Annotated in this window: 17 protein-coding genes; 7 read left to right on the forward strand and 10 right to left on the reverse strand. The window is 61.8% G+C overall.

All coding sequences use genetic code 11. The features are described from left to right. Nucleotides 1–3: 3 nt before the first annotated feature. Entirely contained in the window at nt 4–687 is a 684-nt protein-coding gene (gene pspA / locus ACYUCQ_RS01595; RefSeq protein ID WP_460252742.1) for a phage shock protein PspA, read from the reverse strand. A gap of 164 nt (nt 688–851) precedes the next feature. On the opposite strand from pspA, the gene ACYUCQ_RS01600 reads away from it, so the two are divergent. Then, on the forward strand, nt 852–1,814 hold the full coding sequence (locus ACYUCQ_RS01600; RefSeq protein WP_460252743.1) for a sigma 54-interacting transcriptional regulator: 963 nt from the start codon (nt 852–854) through the stop codon (nt 1,812–1,814). Here the strand turns inward: ACYUCQ_RS01600 and ACYUCQ_RS01605 are convergent. Then, on the reverse strand, nt 1,809–3,059 hold the full coding sequence (locus ACYUCQ_RS01605; RefSeq protein WP_460252744.1) for a DNA polymerase IV: 1,251 nt from the start codon (nt 3,057–3,059) through the stop codon (nt 1,809–1,811). The two genes, ACYUCQ_RS01600 and ACYUCQ_RS01605, sit on opposite strands and share 6 nt — an antisense overlap. A gap of 15 nt (nt 3,060–3,074) precedes the next feature. Continuing rightward, a complete protein-coding gene (locus ACYUCQ_RS01610) occupies nt 3,075–3,995 on the reverse strand; it encodes an ROK family protein (RefSeq protein ID WP_460252745.1) in 921 nt (306 codons plus the stop codon). Between the two features lie 91 nt (nt 3,996–4,086). On the opposite strand from ACYUCQ_RS01610, the gene ACYUCQ_RS01615 reads away from it, so the two are divergent. The 5 genes from ACYUCQ_RS01615 to ACYUCQ_RS01635 are packed head-to-tail and all read left to right on the forward strand — an operon-like array spanning nt 4,087 to nt 6,453. Then, entirely contained in the window at nt 4,087–4,332 is a 246-nt protein-coding gene (locus ACYUCQ_RS01615) for a sulfurtransferase TusA family protein (protein ID WP_460252746.1), read from the forward strand. After that, the gene (locus tag ACYUCQ_RS01620) at nt 4,329–5,123 is read left to right on the forward strand and encodes an arginase family protein (RefSeq protein WP_460252747.1); all 795 of its coding nucleotides are present in this window, start codon (nt 4,329–4,331) and stop codon (nt 5,121–5,123) included. The genes ACYUCQ_RS01615 and ACYUCQ_RS01620 overlap by 4 nt, the downstream gene beginning before the upstream one ends. Further along, nucleotides 5,120–5,284: a hypothetical protein gene (locus tag ACYUCQ_RS01625; protein ID WP_460252748.1), complete on the forward strand. Its 165-nt coding sequence runs from the start codon at nt 5,120–5,122 to the stop codon at nt 5,282–5,284. Before ACYUCQ_RS01620 ends, ACYUCQ_RS01625 begins: the two co-directional genes overlap by 4 nt. Before the next feature lie 15 nt (nt 5,285–5,299). Continuing rightward, nucleotides 5,300–5,560: an exodeoxyribonuclease VII small subunit gene (locus ACYUCQ_RS01630; RefSeq protein ID WP_460252749.1), complete on the forward strand. Its 261-nt coding sequence runs from the start codon at nt 5,300–5,302 to the stop codon at nt 5,558–5,560. Next, nucleotides 5,557–6,453: a polyprenyl synthetase family protein gene (locus tag ACYUCQ_RS01635; protein WP_460252750.1), complete on the forward strand. Its 897-nt coding sequence runs from the start codon at nt 5,557–5,559 to the stop codon at nt 6,451–6,453. The genes ACYUCQ_RS01630 and ACYUCQ_RS01635 overlap by 4 nt, the downstream gene beginning before the upstream one ends. On the opposite strand, the gene ACYUCQ_RS01640 is transcribed toward ACYUCQ_RS01635, so the two are convergent. From ACYUCQ_RS01640 to ACYUCQ_RS01650, 3 genes are all read right to left on the reverse strand, one after another. Further along, nucleotides 6,431–8,518 (reverse strand): NF038122 family metalloprotease, encoded by a 2,088-nt coding sequence (locus tag ACYUCQ_RS01640; RefSeq protein WP_460252751.1) that lies wholly within the window; start codon nt 8,516–8,518, stop codon nt 6,431–6,433. The genes ACYUCQ_RS01635 and ACYUCQ_RS01640 overlap by 23 nt on opposite strands. A gap of 259 nt (nt 8,519–8,777) precedes the next feature. Continuing rightward, on the reverse strand, nt 8,778–10,805 hold the full coding sequence (locus ACYUCQ_RS01645) for an NF038122 family metalloprotease (protein WP_460252752.1): 2,028 nt from the start codon (nt 10,803–10,805) through the stop codon (nt 8,778–8,780). Nucleotides 10,806–10,902: 97 nt separating this feature from the next. Next, the gene (locus tag ACYUCQ_RS01650) at nt 10,903–13,050 is read right to left on the reverse strand and encodes an NF038122 family metalloprotease (protein WP_460252753.1); all 2,148 of its coding nucleotides are present in this window, start codon (nt 13,048–13,050) and stop codon (nt 10,903–10,905) included. A 170-nt stretch (nt 13,051–13,220) separates the two neighbouring features. On the opposite strand from ACYUCQ_RS01650, the gene ACYUCQ_RS01655 reads away from it, so the two are divergent. Continuing rightward, nucleotides 13,221–13,565, forward strand: a complete 345-nt coding sequence (locus ACYUCQ_RS01655) for a YbjQ family protein (protein ID WP_460252754.1) — start codon at nt 13,221–13,223, stop codon at nt 13,563–13,565. Here the strand turns inward: ACYUCQ_RS01655 and dnaQ are convergent. From dnaQ to ACYUCQ_RS01675, 4 genes are read right to left on the reverse strand one after another with little or no spacing between them, the layout of a single operon-like run. Then, nucleotides 13,549–14,244 carry a DNA polymerase III subunit epsilon gene (dnaQ, locus tag ACYUCQ_RS01660; protein ID WP_460252755.1) on the reverse strand — a complete coding sequence of 232 codons (696 nt, stop codon included), beginning with the start codon at nt 14,242–14,244 and terminating at the stop codon, nt 13,549–13,551. The genes ACYUCQ_RS01655 and dnaQ overlap by 17 nt on opposite strands. Further along, nucleotides 14,244–14,882, reverse strand: a complete 639-nt coding sequence (gene coaE, locus ACYUCQ_RS01665) for a dephospho-CoA kinase (RefSeq protein ID WP_460252756.1) — start codon at nt 14,880–14,882, stop codon at nt 14,244–14,246. The genes dnaQ and coaE overlap by 1 nt, the downstream gene beginning before the upstream one ends. 3 nt (nt 14,883–14,885) lie before the next feature. Next, nucleotides 14,886–15,716, reverse strand: a complete 831-nt coding sequence (locus ACYUCQ_RS01670; RefSeq protein ID WP_460252757.1) for a shikimate dehydrogenase — start codon at nt 15,714–15,716, stop codon at nt 14,886–14,888. A 59-nt stretch (nt 15,717–15,775) separates the two neighbouring features. Further along, nucleotides 15,776–16,894, reverse strand: a complete 1,119-nt coding sequence (locus ACYUCQ_RS01675) for an acyl-CoA dehydrogenase family protein (protein ID WP_460252758.1) — start codon at nt 16,892–16,894, stop codon at nt 15,776–15,778. Nucleotides 16,895–16,908: the final 14 nt, after the last annotated feature.

A 16,908-nucleotide genomic window follows, 5' to 3' on the forward strand; every position in this document is an offset into this window, starting at 1 on the left:
GGTTTAGGCCGCTTGATCGTTCGGATTGAGTTTGGATTTCAGGGCGGCCAATTCGGCCTCGACGCTGGCATCGGCTTCGAGATTGGCAAATTCGTCATGCAGGCTGGGGGTCGGCGGGGTGCGGCCCAGCTCATAGGATTCGGCTCTTCCTTCCATCATATCGAGATTGCGCTCGACCTGTTCGAAGCGGGCGAAAGCATCGGTGACGCGTTCATCATAGAGGCTGCGTTTGACGCGCAGGCGTGTTGTTGCACTTTGCTGGCGGATCGCGATCGATTTTTCGCGGGATTTGGCGTCATCGAGCTTGGCCTGGAGTTTGCCGACATCCTCATTTTGCTGGGCGATGGCGGCTTGCACCTGGGCGATATGCTCTTGGGCTTCGGCGATGGCGGTGGCGGCGCGGGATTTGGCGAGCAGGGCGGCGCGGGCGAGGTCTTCGCGGTTGCGACCAAGCGCGAATTCGGCTTTGCGCTGCCATTCATCGGCATCGCGGGTGAGGCTGGCGATCCGGCGTTCGAGTTCCCGGCGCTCGGCGATCATGCGCACGGCGGCGGAGCGAACTTCGACCAGCGTGTCTTCCATTTCCTGGATCACCAGCCGGACCAGCTTTTGCGGGTCTTCCGCGTGATCGAGCAGGGCGTTGAGGTTGGAATTGATGATGTCGGAGAGGCGGGAAAAGATACTCATAGGAGGCTCCGTGGATTGCGGTGACGATGATGAGACGATGACGAATTAGATTGCAAAGGGCGTGCCAACATTTGTGAATGTTATTTTTCAATGGGTTAGCGGATTTTACTTGTTCGTGGGGCGCTATAATGCTAAATATTGGTTGCTAATTATTAGGAATTAGGATGAGCACCGACACGCCAGCGACGCCGATTGGTCAAAGCCCCGCCTTTCTGGCGATGCTCGCGCATGTTTCGGATCTCGCGCCTATCGACCGGCCGGTTTTGGTGATTGGCGAGCGCGGGACCGGCAAGGAGGTGGTGGCGAGCCGGTTGGCTTATTTATCGCCGCGCTGGAGCCAAAGTTTGGTGAAATTGAATTGTGCGGCGCTGGCGGAATCATTGCTCGATTCCGAATTATTCGGCCATGAGGCCGGAGCATTTACCGGGGCGGTGCGTCGGCGGGTCTCGCGCTTTGAAATGGCGGATCGCGGCACGATTTTTCTCGATGAAATCGCCAATGCCTCGCTGGCGGTGCAGGAAAAGCTGCTGCGGGTGATTGAGTATGGCCGGTTCGAGCGGGTGGGCGGATCAGAGCCGGTGCGGGTGGATGTGCGGGTGATTGCCGCGACGCATGAGGATTTGCCCGCTTTGGTGCGGGCGGGGCGATTTCGGGCGGATTTTCTGGACCGGTTGGCTTTTGATGTGATCTGGATTCCGCCGTTGCGCGAGCGTGGTGAGGATATTTTGTTGCTCGCCGATTATTTCGCGCAAAAAATGACCGCAGAGTTGGGGCGAGCGTTTTTTGCCGGGTTTGATGAGGCGGCGCAGGCTTCGTTGCGCGCGCATGATTGGCCGGGGAATGTGCGTGAATTGCGCAATGTGGTGGAGCGCAGCCTGTATCGGCATACGGCCTGGCGTGAGCGATTATCGCTGCTGCGCATTGATCCGTTTGGGCCGACAGCCGCACCGAATGTGGCTGAGGGCGGGGAGGATGGGGGGGATGAGCGGGTGCGGTTGGAGCGCGCTTTGCAGGCGCATCAATTCAACCAGCGGCGCACGGCGCGGGCGTTGGGGTTGAGCTATGACCAGTTGCGGCATCGGCTGCGCCGGCAGGGGCTGTTGGCGCCGCGTGCGCCGCGATCATGATTTTTTAGGGGGTAGGCCGCGCCGAATACTATCGGGGCCGAATTTTTCGGTGAGGTGATCGATGGCGCGCTGGCGGGCGGCGCGACGCGGGGTTTCGCGGTCGAGCAGATCGCCATGATCCGCCTCGCTCGCCGGGAGCAGGCGGCTGGTGCCAATGCCCAGCAGGCGATAGGCGGTGCCGTCCGCGGCGGCGAGCAGGATCGGGGTGGCAGCGTCACGGATGGTTTCGCTCAGTTGGGTGGGCGCGTGCAGGGGCACGGCGAGGCTGCGCGTCTCAAAGCGTGCGGTGCGCAGTTTCAGCGTGAGGTTACCCGCCGCACTCTCGGCTTGGCGCAGGCGGCGTGCCAGTTTTTCGGCGAGTTGAACCAAGCTCGCGCGCAGGTGTGCGGGATCGGTGATGTTTTCGGCGAAGGTGGTTTCCGCGCTGATCGATTTGGGGTTCGGCGTGGGATCGACCCGGCGATGATCGATGCCATTGGCGCGCTCGACCAAGCCGGGCCCGTCTTCGCCGAGCATTTTGCGGGCTTGCAGCGGGTCGAGCCGGGCGAGTTCGCCGACGCGGGTGATCGACAGGCCTGCGAGTTTGCGCGCCAGTGCGGGGCCAACGCCGGGCAGCACCGAAATCGGCAGCGGGGCGAGCAGGCTTGCGGCATCGCGACCGAGCACTGCGAAGCCGCGTGGTTTGTCACGCTCGGCGGCGAGTTTGGCGAGCAGGCGATTGGCGGCGAGGCCGATTGAGACGGTCACGCCCACCTCCTGCTCGATGCGCCGGGCGAGCCGGCTGAGCATCACGGCAGGGGGCGCGCGGTGCAGGGCTTGAGTGCCCGACAGATCGAGTGCCGCTTCATCGATCGAGAGGGGCTGCACCAACGGGGTGAGGCTGGTCATCAGGCTGCGGATCTGGCGGCTGGCCTCGCTATATTTGGCGAAATCGGGTGCGATGATGGTGGCATCCGGGCAGAGTTGCAGGGCTTTGAAAATCGGCATCGCCGAGCGCACACCGCTGAGGCGGGCGATATAGCAACAAGCGGCGACCACGCCACGGGTGCGGCCACCGACGATCAAGGGTCGATCCCGCAGCGCAGGGCGGTCACGCTTTTCGACGCTGGCGAAAAACGCATCACAATCGATATGGGCGATGGTGAGGTCGGTGAGTTCGGGATGGCTGACCAGGCGTGCCCCGTCGCAAACCGGGCAGCGTTGCGCGCTGGGGAACAGGGCGTCGCAATCGCGGCAGAGGATCATCGCTGTGCGCGTGGGTTACGGCGGCGGCCAGAGCCAGGCGGCGCCGCGCACGCCCGAGGAATCGCCGTGCTGGTTGCGTTTGATGCTGGTGGCGACTTGGTCGGAGAGAATATAGGGCCGCATCAAGTCCGGCAGGCGGGTGTAAAGATGATCCATGCGCGACAGGCCGCCGCCGAGCACGATCACGTCGGGATCAAGGATATTGACGATCATCGCAAGGCCGCGGGCCAGCCGTTCGACATGGGCATCAAGCGCGGCGCGGGCGTTGGGATCGCCCTGGCTGGCGCGCGCGGGCAGGGTGCCGGCGTCATGCGCGCCGGGGCCATCGGCGTCGGCGGCGAGGGCGGGGCCGCGCAGATAGGTCTCGAGGCAGCCGATACGCCCGCACCAGCAGGCGCGCAGGGGCATTTCATCGGCGCGCGGCCAGGGTAAGGGGGTGTGGCCCCATTCGCCAGCGATGCCGTTGCGCCCATCGAGCACGGCGCCATTCACCACGATGCCGCCGCCGACGCCGGTGCCGAGGATCACGCCGAACACGGTTTTCGCGCCCGCGCCTGCGCCGTCGGTCGCTTCGCTGATGGCGAAACAATTCGCATCGTTGCTGGCGCGGACCGGCCGTTGCAAGGCTTCGGCAAGATCAGCATCGAACGGGTGGCCATTGAGGCGCTCGGAATTGGCGTTTTTAACGAGGCCGGTGGCGCTGCTGATAGTGCCGGGGATGCCGACACCGACCGAGGCGGCGGGGCCAAGACTTTGTTCGGTCGCGCGCACTAAACCTGCGATCGCGGCGATGGTGCCGGTATAGCTGTCCGGCGTTGCGATCCGGTGGCGGTGCGCGAGGCTGCCGTCATGGCGCAGGGCGGCGATTTCGATTTTGGTGCCGCCGAGATCGACGCCGATTCGGTAGCCGGGTTTGGTGCCGGATTCTAAGGTCATGGCGAGTCAATAGACGAAGATTTCGGGGGACGAAACTGGCCGATGGCCGCACCCTCTTGCCCAAGCGCGGGTGAACCGGCACGATAGGTTTATGGGTGAGGCCGTCATTGACGCGAAATATCTGAAATGTCCGATGCCAGTGCTGCGCGCGGCGCGTGCGCTGCGGTCGATGTCGGCGGGGACGCGGCTGTTGGTGCTGGCGACCGATCCCGGCTCGGTGCGGGATTTTCGCGATTTTTGCCAGCAATCGGGCCATGCTTTGGTGTCGTGGAGCGAGACCAAGGGTGTGTATAGTTTTTCGATACGCTGTGCTGAACCGGTAGGAGCGGAGCCATGACGGTGGCGTTGATTACTCATCCGGATTGTCTCGCCCATGAGGCGGGACCGCATCATCCGGAGCGACCGGCGCGCCTGACGGCGGTGTTGGGTGCGTTGGAGGCGCCGGAATTTCAATCATTGCTGCGCGAGATGGCGCAGGAAGCGCCGGTGGCAGCGATCCGTGCGGTGCATGATGGCGCCTATGTCGATCGGATCATGGCGGTGCATCTTGAGGGGGATGAGCGGCTGCATTTGGATGCGGATACCGCGATGAGTGCCGGGTCGTTACGCGCGGCGCTGCTGGCCGCCGGTGGGGCGATGCAGGGTGTGGACGCGGTGATGGACGGATGGGCGCGCACCGTGTTTGTGGCGGTCAGGCCGCCGGGGCATCACGCGGAGCCGGACCGGGCGATGGGGTTTTGCCTGTTCGCCAATGCGGCGATTGCGGCGGCGCACGCACGAGCCGCGCATGGGGTGCGGCGGGTTGCGGTGCTGGATTTTGATGTGCATCACGGCAACGGCACCCAGGCTTGTTTTGAGACCAATGCGGATTTGTTCTATGGCTCGTCGCATCAATTTCCGTGCTATCCGGGCACCGGGCGGCCCAGCGAGCGGGGGGTTGCGGGCAATATTGTCAATGTGCCGCTGGCGCCGGGATCGGGTTCGGCGGCGTTTCGCGCAGCGTGGCAGGATGTGATTATGCCGGCGCTTGAGCGATTCGCGCCGGAATTGATCATTATTTCGGCGGGGTTTGATGCGCAATTTCGGCGGGGTTTGATGCGCATCGGCTCGATCCGCTGGCGGAATTGAATGTCGAGACCGCGGATTTTGCCTGGCTGACGGCACAATTGGTCGCGGTGGCGGAACGGCATTGTGGCGGGCGGGTCGTTTCGTTGCTGGAAGGCGGGTATGATCTGGACGCGCTGGCGGCCGGCGTGGTGGTGCATGTGCGGGCCCTGATGGGCGTTTGAGATAGGATGGGATGAATGACGAACGGGACTGAACTGCCTGCCATTGCGACGATGTCGTTCGAGGCGGCGCTGGCGGAGCTTGAGATGATTGTGCGCGGGTTGGAATCGGGCCAGCAGAGCTTGGCACAGGCGATTGCGGCCTATGAGCGCGGCGACCAGCTCAAGCGCCATTGCGAGGCGCGGCTCGCCGAGGCTGAACAGTTGGTGCAAACCATTGTGACGCGGGCGGATGGCGCTATGGCGTTAAGTGCAGCGCAGGACGGAGCGTCGTCATGACCATGGACACGGATTTGGCCAGCGCCATGCTGGATGCGGCGGCGCTGGTGGAGGATGCGCTCGATGCGTTGATGCCGTTGCATGAGGGGGATGAGCGCCGATTGATCGAGGCGATGCGCTATTCAACGCTGGGCGGCGGCAAGCGGATGCGCGGGTTTTTGGTAATTGAGACGGCCAAATTATTCATGGTCAATCTGACCTGTGCGGCGCGGGTGGCGGCGTCGGTGGAGATGCTGCATGCCTATTCGCTGGTGCATGATGATTTGCCCGCGATGGATGATGATGATCTGCGGCGCGGCAAACCCTCGTGTCATAAAGCCTTTGACGAGGCGACGGCGATTTTGGCTGGGGATGCGTTGCAGACGCGGGCCTTTGAGGTGTTGGCCGAGCCGGACACCCATTCCGACCCGGAGGTGCGCTGCGAGCTGGTGATGGCGCTGGGTGCGGCATCAGGCGCGCGCGGCATGGCGGGCGGTCAGATGATCGATATGGTCTCGTCCGGTCAGGAATTATCGGCGCATTTGGTCACGCGGTTGCAGGCGCTGAAAACCGGTCGGCTGATCCAGTATAGTGCCGAGGCGGGGGCGATTTTGGGGCGCGCACCGGCGGCGCAGCGGCATTTGCTCGCGGCGTATGGCCGGGATTTAGGCGCAGCCTTTCAGATTGCCGATGATATTCTGGATGCCGAAGGCTCTGATGCGAGCCTTGGCAAGACGGCGGGCAAGGACGCAGCGCAGGGTAAAGCCACGATGGTTGCGGTGTTAGGGATCGAGCGGGCGCGGGTGCAGGCCGAACATCTGGCGCAGCAAGCGGCGCTGCATTTGGAGATGTTCGGCCCGCGCGCCGACCGGCTGCGCGACTTGGCGGCGTTTACCGTCGCACGCCGGAGCTGAGTTTTTTCGCGGGCTTTGACGCTACCGGGTAGGCGAGGCTGCCAGTGGTGTCGATCGTGATGTCATGATCCGCAACGAGGGCGGCGGGGATGATGGCGTGGCCGTTGGTCCAGCGACCATCGGGTTCGGGGTTGTGCCAGCCTTCGACGAGGAGCGGATGATCGAGCGGAATCGTGCGCGGCCCTGCGTGGAGCGACAGGATTTTGACGCCGAGGGTGCGGCGGTCGCGCGGGTCCGGCGAGAGATAACCGGGGATGGCGTGGCGGGAGTGTAGAACGACGCTGCCATCCGCTTGCTTGTTGATGAGAATTGCAGGATCGTTGGTGGTAGCGATGGCGGCGCGGGCGAGGATGCGCGCGCGGATTTGCTCGACCACCGGGCCGGATTCAATGAAGGGGGCGCAGGATTGTTGGGCGCGGTCCTGCTGGGCTGATGCGGTGGTGCTGAAATCGGGATGCAGCGACACGGCGATGCCGGCATTTTCGAAAAAGCTGCGATTGCCAGTGTCGAGATACGATTCGGTGGGGGCGCCTTCAGCGTACAGCACGGCGTGTTCGGGTAGTTCGATGTGGTAGTAGGTGATGCGTTTACGCTCGACCTGACGGATGGTGGTGCCGTTGATCAGGGTTTTCGCGGGGATCAAATGACCATCGAGCAGGAAAGCGTGATTGGGCGAGACCAGCAGGTCGCGATGGGGCACGCCATCGAGAATGGCGCCTGCTTCGATCAGGACCGGCCAGACAGTCTCGGGTTTGGGATGTTTGCTGGCATCGACATGGCGATGACCGATCCATTTGATCGGCGTGGTACCGCCGCGATGCAGCACGACTTCATCGCCTTCGGCGAGATGTTCAACGGCGACGGGGCCGGTGCTGGTGAGGATTTTGGTGCCCGCCGCGAAGCAGACCAGATCAAAGCCGAGCGCGTTGAGCAGCGTCACATCGACCGCAGACATGGTGGCGAGGCCCGGATAAAGATAGCCCGACCAAGCATCATGCAGGAAGGCGCTATTCTGCATGGTGTTGTTCCAGTCCGTGCGGGTCGAGGTGGCGGAATAAACGATCGGGGTTTTGCCACCATTGAGAGAGAAATACGGATCCGTGCCGACGCCCGCGGTGGCCGTGTGTTGCAAGGTGCCAGGGGCGGTGAAGGCGGTGAGGTCCATTAGGCCGGCTAACGGATCACCGGCATATTGGCCGGTTGCGGTGCCAGCTTTGCTTTGATCAAAGCGGACGCGGCCCAGCGCGTGGGACAGCTCGTGCAGAGCGAGGCCGACGAAATCCAACGAATTGCCGCCAGCGGCTTGCAGCGCGTTATTGGTGCTGTAGTTAAAATATTTCTGAAAATAGGTGTTGATGACGATTGAGCCGCCGACCGCGTAGTAATTTTGGGTGGGCAGACCCCAGGCTTGGAGTTCGGATTTTGATACGACGGCTTGCACACCGCCGGCGGCTTTGTCGGTCGCGGGCAGATAGGCAGCGACCGCGGGATCGTGCTGGGCGAGTTCACCTTGGGCAATGAAATACGGAACGTAATAGGCTTCGGGGAAGCCGTAGGCGAGGACGTTGGATTTGGTGACTGCGTTGAGATTGGAGATGTTGGCCTGAATTGTTACGGCGATTGGATCGGCGATGATATCACCGAGATAGGTGGCGGCGTAGTTCAGGGCATTTTGGGCGGCGGCGCTGAGGGTGACGCCCGGCGCATCTTGCACCACGATGGTCATGTGTGAGCCGGGGCTCGCGGCACCCAGGGCGGCGAGTTTAGCGGCTTCACTGGTGCCGAGTGGCGGCAGCAGGGCGTCAGACAAGGCCGTTCCTGATGCCCCCGTGAGCGGGTGCCAGGTCATCATGCCGGAATCCTGGGCGGCGACGCCGCGGGCGATGTGAAAATCGGCTTGCGGGATCGAGATGCCGAGCAAGGGCGATTGGGTTTGATCGAGCGGGGTGGTTGCGAGCGGTGCTGTGCTGATCGATTGCGCGGTGATCGTATGCGATTTTTCATGATCGATGGCGGTGAGCGAGATACCGACTGAAACACCGTCGAGATGGGCAAATTGATCCATTTAATGCTCCTGCATGATTGATCTGTGTAAATCGCATGACTCAGCTACCAAGCGTTAGAAGCCTTTGCAAACGGGCAATGAATAGGACATGTTAGATGCCCTTTTGTCATAATATTAGGTTTGATTGCGTGAATGATCTGTGTTGTTACGCTATTTGTAACAGAATTATTACAAAAATACGGCGATTTTCGCTGTGTATTTTTATAGATTATTTTCGCAAAAATTGGCCATTTTTTGATAGAATTAAATTTTAGTTATTTTAACCGGATAGTGATTTTTGCTCCCGCTCGGACTGTTGGGCTGGGGCGGTTGGGTAGTTGAGTGTAGCGGCTAGGGTGAGGGTGATGGGGTTGCCGCGATGCAGGGCGGCGGGGATGATGGCGCGGCCATTGGTCCAGCGACCATCGGGTTCGGGACTGTGCCAGCCTTCGGTGAGGAGCGGATGATCGAGCGGAATTTTGTGCGGCCCTGCGTGGAGCGACAGGATTTTGACGCCGAGGGTGCGGCGGTCGCGCGGGTCGGGCGCGAGGAGGCCGGGGATGGCGTGGCGCGAGCGGATCAGGCTGTCGCCAGTCGGTGTGGTTTCGATGGTAAGGGCGGGGTCAATGGTGGTGGCGATGGCGGCGTGGGCGAGGATGCGCGCGCGGATTTGCTCGACCACCGGGCCGGATTCGATCAAGGGGGCGCAGGATTGTTGGATGCGAAGCGCTTGGGCGTCCCCGGAGGCAAAATCGGCTGGGGCAAAATCGGGATGGAGCGATACGGCGATGCCGGCATTCTCGAAGGCGGTGCGGTTGCCGGTGTCGAGATAAGATTCGGCGGGCGTGCCTTCGGCCAACAAGATGGCATGGGTGGGCAGTTCGATATGGTAATAGGTGATGCGCTTACGCGGGACCTGACGGATGGTGCTGCCGTTGAGCAGGGTTTTGGCTTGGATCAAGTGACCATCAAGGAAGAGGGCGTGATCGGGTGAGACCAGCAGGTCGCGGGCGGGGACGCCATCGAGAATGGCGCCGGCTTTGATGAGAATCGGCCAGACGGAGTCGGGTTTTGGGTGTTTCGTCGCGTTGACGCGGCGGTGGCCGATCCAGCGGATGGGGGCGGTGCCGCCGGTGGCGAGCACGACTTCATCGCCTTCGGTTAGATGTTCAACGGCGACAGGGCCGGTGCGGGTGAGGATGCGGGTGCCGGCGGCAAAACAATTGACATCAAAGCCGATGACGTTCAGCAGCGAGCGGTCGAGATTATACATCCGGGCGTAGCCAGAGCTGGGGGCGTAACCGTCCCATGCGTCGTTGCTGTAGCGCGTGCCGCTGGCGAGGTTGGCCCAATCTGTGCGGCTGACGCTGGCGAAGCTGATCAGATCTTTCTTGCCGCCATTGAGCGAGAAATAGGGGATTGTGGCATTCGAACTGCTCGAGATGCCGTCGACCTGTAATTTGCCGAGAGAGTCGAAGCGGAACAAGTTTAACGGGCCGAACAGATACTGTCCGTTTGATGCCGTATTACCATTATACGAAATTCGCCCGAGCGCGTGGCTGAGCTCGTGTTCGGCGACGCCGACGAAATCGATGAGGCTGCTATTAGCGTTTTTGGCGGTGATGCCGGTGCTGTAATTAAAGCTGCTGGAAAAGGCGGTGTTGATGACAATCGAACCACCAATACTGTATGCGGCGGTATAGCTAATTCCCCAGGCTTGCAGCTCGGATTTTGATGCGACCATCGAGGTATAGACGCCGCTGGGCAGGCTGGTCGGCAGATATTTTGCGACAGATGGGTCGTGCAGCGCGATTTCGTTGCGGACGGTTTTAAAATTCTCGAAATAACCTTCGGCGGACCCGTAGGCGAGAACCCCTTGCAGGCTGGGAGTGGAACTCAAATTGCTGACATTGGCCTGGATGGTGACCGCAATCGGGTCGGTGATCAGGTTGCCGAGATAGATGGCAGCGTAGTGCAGGGCGGCGCTGGCGGCGTTGGAGAAGGACGCGCCTGGGGCGGCGACCACATCGATGGTCATATGGCCCGCCATCTGGCTGGTGCCTTCGGAGATTTTTGCAGGCTCGGTCAGCGCGGGGGGTGCCAGCGAGACATTGTTGACGCCGATGGCGTCATGCGGCGTTGGCGATGGATCGTTGATGATCAGGAATGGGGTTTCGCTGAAGGAGGGTAACGCTGTGAGGGTGGGGTTGCTGAGCGTGATACCCGATTGCAGGTGGGTGGCGTGGTGCTCAACGGTCTGGGTCAAAGGGGAGGGGAGCGAAACACCATCCGTCAGCACATGATCCACGCCAATACTCCTGTATCAACCCACAAAACTGTTACCTAGGGTTGTGACACAGGGTTATGTTTATTTGCAAGATCAAATCTGTTGCGATGCAAAAATTTTAGCCTGATTTTTGCTCCGGCGCGGAGCGCTTGGCTGGGGCGGTTGGGTAGTTGAGTGTCGCGGCTAGGGTGAGGGTGATGGGGTTGCCGCGATGCAGGGCGGCTGGGATGATGGCGTGGCCATTGGTCCAGCGACCATCGGGTTCGGGGTTGTGCCAGCCTTCGGTGAGGAGCGGATGATCGAGCGGAATTTTATGCGGCCCTGCGTGGAGCGATAGGATTTTGACGCCGAGGGTGCGGCGGTCGCGCGGGTCGGGCGCGAGGAGGCCGGGTATGGCGTGGCGTGAGCGGATCAGGCTGTCGCCAGTCGGTGTGGTTTCGATGGTAAGGGCGGGGTCATTGGTGGTGGTGATGGCGGCGCGGGCGAGGATGCGCGCCCGGATTTGCTCGACCACCGGGCCGGATTCGATCAAGGGGGCGCAGGATTGTTGGATGCGAAGCGCTTGGGCATCGGCTGGGGCAAAATCCGGATGGAGCGATACGGCGATGCCGGCATTCTCGAAGGCGGTGCGGTTGCCGGTGTCGAGATAAGATTCGGCGGGAGCGCCTTCGGCGAACAAGACGGCGTGGGTGGGCAGTTCGATGTGATAATAGGTGATGCGCTTACGCGGGACCTGACGGATGGTGCTGCCGTTGAGCAGGGTTTTGGCTTGGATCAAGTGACCATCAAGGAAGAAGGCGTGATCGGGGGAGACCAGCAGGTCGCGGGCGGGGACGCCATCGAGAATGGCGCCGGCTTTGATGAGCACGGGGCGTAAATTTGATTGATTGGGCTGGTTGGCGAGCGTGATGCTGCGCTGGCCGATCCAGCGGATGGGGGCGGTGCCGCCGGTGGCGAGCACGACTTCATCGCCGATGGTTAGATTTTCAACAGCGACTTCACCGCGCCGAAGCAGGATGCGGGTGCCGGCAGCGAAACAGTTCAAGCCCTCATAATTCACGTTGAAGCCCAGCGCATTCAGCTCGGTGAGATCAAGTTTGGTGAGATAGCCGGGGGTTGCTGGGTAGGAGGTGCCGTTGAACGAATCCTGGATGACATAGTTGGGGACCGGCGACGGGCCGTGGCCGACATAGGTATATTTATTGTTGCCATGGCTGTTCTGTGCGGCGGGTGACTGTCCCCAATCAGTGCGGCTGGGGGTGGCGAAGTAGGACAGATTGATTTTGCCGCCATCCACCGAGAAATAAGGCAGGGTGTTGTTGGTTTTAGAGGCTACCCCATCAATCTGCAGGGTGCCGGGCGATGCGAAGCGAAACAGATTGAGCGGCGAAAAAATATAGCCTGCCGTGGCGCCAGTGCCGGTCTGGGTTCCGCCGTTTGCGGAGATCCGGCCCAGCGCATGGGTGAATTCATGGAGCGCGAGTGCGAAGAAATCTTGTTGGTTCGCGCCTGGCGTGCCGGCGCGGCCCTGATCGATCCCGGTGCCATAATAGAGCGAACCGGGGCTGGCATTGTTAAAGGCAACGCTGCCCGCAACCCCGTAGCTCCGACCTTGATTGGCAAAATAGGACGCGGGAACGCCCCAGGCTTGCGCTTCGGCTTTGGAGACTTGAATCCGGCCATAGACGCCCGCGGGCAGGGTGCTGGGCAGATAATTAGCAACCGAAGGATCGGCCTTGGCAATGTATTGTTCGACCTTGCTCAGCGCCATGTAATAGCTGTGATCGCTGCCCTCTCCCAAAATGCCGGAACCAAGACTAGAGGCGTTGACTTGCAGGGTTACCGCGATCGGGTTGGTGATGATTTTGTCGAGATAGGTCGCGGCATAGGCGAGGGCGGTGGCCATGGCGGTGGGCACCGAGCTTGCTTCATCGAGAACCAGGGTCAGATTACCGGCGACGCTGGTGGTGACGGTGGTGTAGGTGCCGGGGTTGGTGCTGGCGGCATGAAGCGTGCCAGCGGTCAGATCGACCCCGACAGAGGGGCCGGTTTTGGCGTCGAACGGGAGTGATGCCGACATCATGAATGGGGTGATGGAGGTGACGCTCATGGCGCTGGCGGCGTTGAGATCCGGCAGGCTGATCAGGTCTGGGTTGGAGAAGGGAGATGAGGGCGGATTTACTGCTGGAAGCGTGATGGCGGTGGCGGGATGCGACATTGTGTGATGAGCGGCCAGTGACACGCCATCGAGATTGCTCTCCGCCATGCTATTCTCCCGGTTCGATCATTGTTCGATCAGTTAACAAATGAAATATTTGTTAACCGTTGTTAAATCATTAGAAGCGAGTTCGGTCAAGGCGATTGCAAATTAGAATTGATTCAATGGGCAAAACAAATCTATAAAAAGATATTGAAACTGCGAATAGGGCGAAAAAAATGACGGAAATTTTGGTGGTCACGGTCAATGACGTCGCGGGCGCGAGGATTTCACGGGTGATCGGGCCGGTTTATGGGACATCGGTGCGCAGCCGCTCGATCGTTGGCAATTTCGTCGGCGGCTTGCGCGCGATGTTTGGTGGGTCGCAGGAGGGCTATGCCGAGATGGTCAGCCAGACGCGCGACCAGGCCTTGGCGGCGCTGCGGGCGCATGCGCTGAGTTTGGGGGCGAATGCGGTGGTGGGGATGCGGTTTGACTCCGGCGAGTTTGATGCCGGGCAGGGCCAGGCGATGAACGAGGTGACCGCTTATGGCACCGCCGTGATCCTTACGCCTTCGGAGTAAAATCGGCACTCAGCCAAACCGGGTCTTTGAGTTTGGCGATGAAATCGGCATGGGCGGCCTGTTCCGCGGGCGGGACCGCGATCAAACGCGGTGTGCGGTTCGCAACACTGGCATATTCCACGGCGGCGGTGTTCAGGCCTGCGGTTTCAAGCGCAAGGCCGCGCTGCCGGCCGCCCGTGAGTTCGATATAGACAGCGGCGAGGAGTTTGCAGTCGAGCAGCGCATTGTGGGTGGTGCGGAGCGAAAGATCGATATTGAAGCGTCGGCATAGCGCATCGAGGCTGTTGGGCAGGCCGGGGAAGCGGGTTTTGGCCAGAGCGAGCGTATCGATCATGCGGGCGCGGTCGAGCGGTGGCCGGTTGATGCGGCCTAATTCGGCGTCCAGAAAGCCGAAATCGAACGCGGCATTATGAGCGACTAGGGGCGAATCGCCGAGAAAATCGAGAAATTGGTCGACGATTGCGGCAAAAATCGGTTTACCTTCGATGTCGGCGTTGGTGATGCCGTGAATCCGCGTCGCATCGCTGGGGATGTCGCGTTCGGGGTTGAGCAGGGTGTGAAAGACCCGGTCGGTGGGTAAATCATTGCGCAATTCGATCGCGGCGATTTCAATGATCCGGTCGCCATGCAGCGGGTCAAGGCCGGTGGTTTCAGTATCAAACAGAACAGAGCGAGTCATTATCGACCAATGCGCAGTGCGGCGGAGTCGCGGCAAGCTTTGCCGTGCGGGCGTTGCCATGCGGGCATGGCGAGCAGGCGGCGGATGCTGCGATGGGTGGCGTGGCGCGACAGGCCGGTGCGGATGACAGCGTCAGCCCGGCGGATTTTTTCGGCATCGGGCATTTGTTTGGCGATGATCGCGCTGATCTCGGCGTCGCTCAGGCCGCGGGCGCGCACGCGGGCGCGCTGCAGGGCGGGCGGGGCGGAGATTGTGATGGTAAAGTCGGTCAATCGGTCGCCGCCGGTTTCGAACAAGAGCGGGACATCGAGAATCACGCCGCGGGCGCCACGGCGTTGGGCGGCGGCGATGAAGCGACGCTGGGCTTGGCGCACGAGCGGGTGGATGATGGCCTCGAGGCGGCGTTTGGCGGTTGGATCTGCGAGGATGCGTGCGCGCAGGGCGGCGCGATCAAGCACGCCGTGGCGGATGGTGCCGGGGAAGGCCGCAGCGATGGCGGGTAGGGCGGCGCCGTGCGGGGCTTGCAGCGCGCGGACCGCCGCATCAGCATCAAAAATCGCGAATCCGTAGCGGCGAAACATCGCGGCAACCGTGGATTTGCCCATGCCGATGCCGCCGGTGAGGCCGATGATCCGCATGATTTAGCTGAGCAAGTCGGCAGCGACGATGCGATAAAGCTCGGCATCGACGCTGGGGGTGACGCCAAACCAGGCGGCGAAGCCGGGAACCGCTTGGTGCAGCAACATGCCCAGCCCCTCGACCGGCCGCAGGCCAGCGCGGGCGGCGGCGGCGAGCAAGGGGGTTTGCAGCGGGCTATAGACGATGTCGGCCACCGCCATGGCGGGCGGTGCGCGATCCAGCGCAATCTCGAGCGGTGGCTGCCCGGTCATGCCGAGGGATGTGGTGTTGATCAGCAGGGCAAAATCGGCAAGGGCGCCGTGGCGCTGCGACCAAGCGAGCGTCTGCGCCATGAGGGTGGTGGCAAGATGGTCGGCGCGTTCATGGGTGCGATTGCAGAACGTGACCGGCGTGCCCGTATCGAGCAGGGCAGCGCCGATGGCGCGGGCCGCACCGCCGGCCCCGAGGATCAGAGCCGGGCCGGTGCGCGGATCGACCTGATGGGCGCGCAGATTGGCGAGAAAGCCGATACCATCGGTGTTGGAGCCGATGATTTCACCGTCTTGGAATAACAACGTGTTGACGGCGCCAGCGCGGCGCGCGCTGTCAGCAAGGGTGGTGCAGATGGCGAAGGCCGCTTCCTTGTGCGGAATCGTGACGTTGGCGCCGACGAAACCGATCCGGCTGAGCATGGGGATGCTGGCGGCAAAATCAGCCGGTGCGATGGCGAGTGGCACATAGGCACCATCGATCTGATGGCGGTGCAGCCAGGTGCCGTGCAGGCGCGGCGAGCGCGAATGCGCGACGGGCCAGCCAATGACGCCCGCGAGGCGGGCTTTTCCAGAGAGGAGCATGGGGGCAATGGATCACGGCGCGGCCGGTTGAACAAGGCCGCGCCGTGCAGGTGCAAAAATTAGGCGGCGAGGCGGCGCAGGAAATAATCAGCGTCGCCGAATTGCAGGGTCAACATGGTCAGGCGCTTGAAATAATGCCCGGCTTTATATTCCATGGTGACGCCGATACCGCCATGCAGTTGGATCGCTTGTTGACCGACGAAGCGGGCCGCTTTGCTCACGGCGGCTTTGGCCATGGCGATGGCTTCGCTGCGCTCTTTGGCATTGTCGCTGCCAGCACTGAGGGCGGCATAGACCGCCATGCTGCGGGCTTGTTCGGCGGCAACCGTCATATCCACCGCCCGGTGCTGCAGCGCTTGGAATACCGAGATTGGCACGCCGAATTGCTTGCGGGTTTTCATATACTCGACGGTGATGGCGATCAGAGACTCCATAGCCCCGACGGCTTCGGCGCAGATCGCGGCGATGGCTTCATCGACCGCGCGTTCAAGCAGCTTCAGATCGCCAAGGTCATGATGGGCGGGCACCCGCACGCTGGCCAAGGAAATTTCAGCACCTGATGTGAGGTCTTGCATTTTATAGCCGCGCCGCGAGACGCCGGGGGCAGTGGCATCAACCAGGAACAGCCCGATGCCGTGACGATCACGCCGACTGCCCTCAATGCGGGCGCTGACAATCAGATAATCGGCGGAGTCGCCGCCGATTACCACGGTTTTGTCGCCTTCGAGCACGAAATGATCGCCATCGCGCTTGGCGGTGGTGGTCACGTCATGCAGGTCGTAGCGGGAGTGGCGTTCGGTATGGGCGACGGCGAGGATTTTTTCGCCGGTGGCGAGCTGGGGGCAGATTTCGTCGCGCAGCGCGTGATTGGCGCTGTGGCGCAGAATGGCACCCGCGAAGAGGGTGCTGGCCATGTAGGGTTCCAGGGCCAAAGCACGGCCGATTTGTTCCATGACGATCATGGTTTCCACCGGGCCGCCGCCAAAGCCACCATGGTCTTCGGCGAAGGGCAAGGCGAGCAGCCCAGCTTCGGCATATTCGGCCCAGATGGCGCGATCAAAACCGCCCGGCAGGGTGGCGTAGTGTTTGCGCTTTTCAAAATCGCCGTAGCGATTGGCGAACAGCTTGGCCACGCTGTCGGAGAGCAGGCGTTGTTCGTCGGTAAAATCGAAATCCATGGCTTTGGTCCTGA

The sequence above is a fragment of the Acidiphilium sp. MT5 genome, from assembly GCF_054767495.1.